Genomic DNA, 3,491 nt, shown 5'->3' with positions numbered 1-3,491 from the left:
AGCTGTTCCTGCGCGGCGGGGCGGTTGACGTCGAGCGACGCCATCAGCACCTTCTTGCGCTCTTTTTCCTTGAGCCGCTTGGCGATCTTCGCGGTCGTCGTGGTCTTGCCCGAGCCCTGAAGGCCGACCATCATGATCACGGCGGGTGGAGTGACGGCGAGTTCGAGTTCGGCGGTTTCGGAGCCGAGCATTTCGGTCAGCGCGTCGCTGACGATCTTGACGACCTGCTGCCCCGGGGTGACCGAGCGCAGGACATTGGCGCCGATCGCAAGGTCGGTGACCTGGTCGATGAAGCTGCGCACGACGGGCAGCGCGACGTCGGCCTCGAGCAAGGCGATTCGCACTTCGCGCATCGCGGCGCGCACGTCGGCCTCGGTCAGCGCACCGCGGCCGCGGAGCTTCCCGAAAACATCGCCAAGCCGGTTGCTCAGACTATCGAACACAGCCAAAATCCTTGCTTACGAGCCCGCAACGCAAAAGACGCCGGTGAGCGAAACCTCGCCAACCAGCGGCTATCCGTGGACAGACTTTCCGTCGCGGACATCGATATGCCCGAACGCAAGATGCGCGCGGACGCGGCGGCCTTTACGCAAAAGCCGGCTGAAAGGCAAGGGCAACTGATCCTCCCTGTGCCATAGGCATGGGGAGGTGGCAGCGGCGCAGCCGCTGACGGAGGGGCAATAACGCGACGTTGCAACCCCTCCACCACCGCTTCGCGGCGGTCCCCCTCCCCATGGCTTCGCCACAGGGAGGATCTGCACTTAACCCAAATTTCACCGCTTTGCCCGCATAGAGCCCGTAAGGGTGGGACAAATTCATATGACATCGACGTCGAAGCCATTCGACCGCAGCGAGGGCGCCAAACGCGACATCATCGCCGGCGGCATCGTCGTCGCCGCGATCCTGCTGTTCGTGGGGACGGGCAGCAATGTGATGCAGGCGGCCGTGCGCGCCCTCATCGGCATCGGCGGCGGCCCTGACCGCGCGCTCGCCACCGCGCTCATTCTCAACGTCGCGCTGATCCTGTTCGGCTGGCGCCGCTACAAGGATCTCAACCGCGAAATCCTCGAGCGCACCGAGGCCGAGCAGCGCGCGCGCTACCTCGCCGACACCGACCCGCTCACGGGCTTCCTTAACCGCCGGGCCCTGCTCGCGACGGGGCAGCGGCAGATTGCGGGCGCGATCGCCGAAAAGCGCCAGGTCGCGCTGTTCCTGCTCGATCTCGACCATTTCAAGACGGTCAACGACATCCACGGCCATGCCGCGGGCGACCGCGTTTTGCAGGTTGCCGCCGAACGCATATCGGCCGTGCTGCCGCCCAATGCCACCAAGGCGCGGCTCGGCGGCGATGAATTCGTCGCGATGCTGGTGTTCGAGCCCGCGGCGCGCGCCGACATCGACGCGCTGGCGGCCGAACTCGTCATGGCGCTGGACAATAGTGTCGCGCACGACGCGCAGCAGATCCGGGTCGGCGCATCGCTCGGCATATCGCTCGCCAGCGACGCCAGCGTGACGATGGAGACGATGGTCCGCCAGGCCGACATCGCGATGTATCATTGCAAGGACGAGGGCCGGAACCGCTTCTGCTGGTTCGAGGCCGGGATGGAGATGGCAGTGCAGGTACGCAACCAGATCGAAACCGGCATTCGCGACGGCATGCCGCGCGGCGAGTTCGTCCCGCATTTCGAGCCGCAGGTCGACATCGCCAGCGGACGCCTGATCGGTTTCGAGATGCTGATGCGCTGGGAATCGCCCGAATATGGCATGATCCCGCCCGAACGCTTCATCCCCGTTGCCGAGGAAAGCGGGCTGATCGGCGAATTGTCGCTGCAGGTGATCCGCGAGGCGATGGAGACCGCCAAGCGCTGGGATCCCTCGATCATGCTCGCGGTCAATATCTCGCCGCAGCAGCTGAAAGACCCCTGGTTCAGTCAGAAGCTGACGAAGCTGCTCGTCGAGGTCGGCTTCCCGGCCGCGCAGCTCGAGGTCGAAATCACCGAAAGCTCGCTGTTCGAGAATCTGCCGCTGGTGCGCTCGATCGTCACCAGCCTCAAGAATCAGGGCGTGTCCTTGAGCCTCGACGATTTCGGCACCGGCTACAGCTCGCTGTCGCACCTGCGCGCGCTGCCGTTCGACCGGATCAAGATCGACCGCAGCTTCGTCGCCGCGATGCGCGGCAGCCCCGATGCGCAGGCGATCGTCGTCGCGATCGTACGGCTCGGCGAAAGCCTGTCGATGCCGATCACCGCCGAGGGCGTCGAGGATGAGGCGACCGCGATCGAACTGACGCGGCTTGGCTGTTCCAAGGGGCAGGGCTGGTATTTCGGCCGCGCCGCGTCGGCCGCCGACACCGAACGGCTGCTCGCCGAGCGCGGCCTGCTGCGCACGCCGATGGCGCCGCCTGTCGGCCCGGATACGCGCGAGGATGAAGCGCTGCGCAAGACGGCCTAACATGCTCCCCTCCCCCTCGATGGGGAGGCAGCGAGACTTGCCAGCTTGCTGGCTAGTCGCAGCGGTGGGGGTGCGCTCTCGGCCTGAGACGGCGGCGCAAGGACGCACCGTCACCCCCATCCAACTCCGCCTAATCGCTGCGCGATAAGGCTGCGTATCCTTCCCCCATCAAGGGGGAAGGTACATATGGCTCGCTAGACTTCGCGAGCCTGCGCCCTTACATGCGCGGACTATGGCAGATCGCTTCACCAAGATGCATGGCCTCGGCAACGACTTCGTCGTGATCGACGCGCGCGTGGCGCCCGTCGAGATGACGCCGGCGCGCGCGCATGCGATCGCCGACCGGCGCCATGGTATCGGGTGCGACCAGCTGATCCTGCTCGAACCGTCGACCAGTGCCGACGTGAAGATGCGCATCTTCAACGCCGACGGCGGCGAGGTCGAGGCGTGCGGCAATGCGACGCGCTGCGTCGCGACTTTGATCGGCAAGCCCGCGGTGATCGAGACGCTGGGCGGCATGCTGCGCGTCACGCCCGCCGATGGCGGCGCCGAGGTCGTGCTCGGCGAACCCGAATTCGACTGGGAGCATATCCCGCTCGCGATGCCGATGGACACGCGCGACATGCCCGTCGCGTGGGACGAGCTGGAGCATGGCGCGGGGGTCAATGTCGGCAATCCGCATATCGTCTTTTTCGTGCCCGAGGCCGATGCCGTCGCGCTCGACGAACTCGGCCCGCGGATCGAGACCGACCCGCTGTTTCCCGAACGCGTCAACGTCAATGTCGCCAGCCTCGACGGCGAAAACCAGCTGCAGCTGCGCGTCTGGGAACGCGGCGTCGGGCTGACGCAGGCGTGCGGCACCGGCGCGTGCGCGACCGCGGTCGCGGCGATCCGTGCGGGGCTGGTCCAGTCGCCGGTGACGGTGTCGCTGCCCGGCGGCGACCTCGTCATCCGCTGGGCGCCCGGCGAGCCGATCGTGATGAGCGGCGCCGCGACGCGCGTCTATGAGGGCGAGACCGACTGGGCGCAGTTCGGATGAG

The 3,491-nt window shown here is 66.6% G+C and carries 3 protein-coding genes; 2 read left to right on the top strand and 1 reads right to left on the bottom strand.

What is annotated here, in order from left to right; all coding sequences use genetic code 11:
• Positions 1-443 (bottom strand): signal recognition particle receptor subunit alpha (locus VJ811_RS01765; RefSeq protein ID WP_324070552.1); only part of this gene is annotated, 443 nt, incomplete at its 3' end.
• A 376-nt stretch (positions 444-819) separates the two neighbouring features.
• Between VJ811_RS01765 and VJ811_RS01760 the strand changes: the two genes are divergently transcribed.
• Both VJ811_RS01760 and dapF read left to right on the top strand, forming a co-directional pair.
• Entirely contained in the window at positions 820-2,451 is a 1,632-nt protein-coding gene (locus VJ811_RS01760; protein WP_324070551.1) for a putative bifunctional diguanylate cyclase/phosphodiesterase, read from the top strand.
• Between the two features lie 232 nt (positions 2,452-2,683).
• Positions 2,684-3,490, top strand: coding sequence for a diaminopimelate epimerase (gene dapF / locus VJ811_RS01755; RefSeq protein WP_324070550.1), 807 nt, complete (start codon positions 2,684-2,686; stop codon positions 3,488-3,490).
• Position 3,491: the final 1 nt, after the last annotated feature.

It is taken from the genome of Sphingopyxis sp., assembly GCF_035250425.1.
GTDB lineage: Bacteria > Pseudomonadota > Alphaproteobacteria > Sphingomonadales > Sphingomonadaceae > Sphingopyxis.
This window is presented reverse-complemented; position numbering and strand designations above follow the sequence as displayed.

Bases quoted from the DNA above. Each gene is read 5' to 3' on its own strand.
- dapF (WP_324070550.1), top strand. From the start codon at position 2,684: ATGGCAGATCGCTTCACCAAGATGCATGGCCTCGGCAACGACTTCGTC.
- VJ811_RS01760 (WP_324070551.1), top strand. From the start codon at position 820: ATGACATCGACGTCGAAGCCATTCGACCGCAGCGAGGGCGCCAAACGC.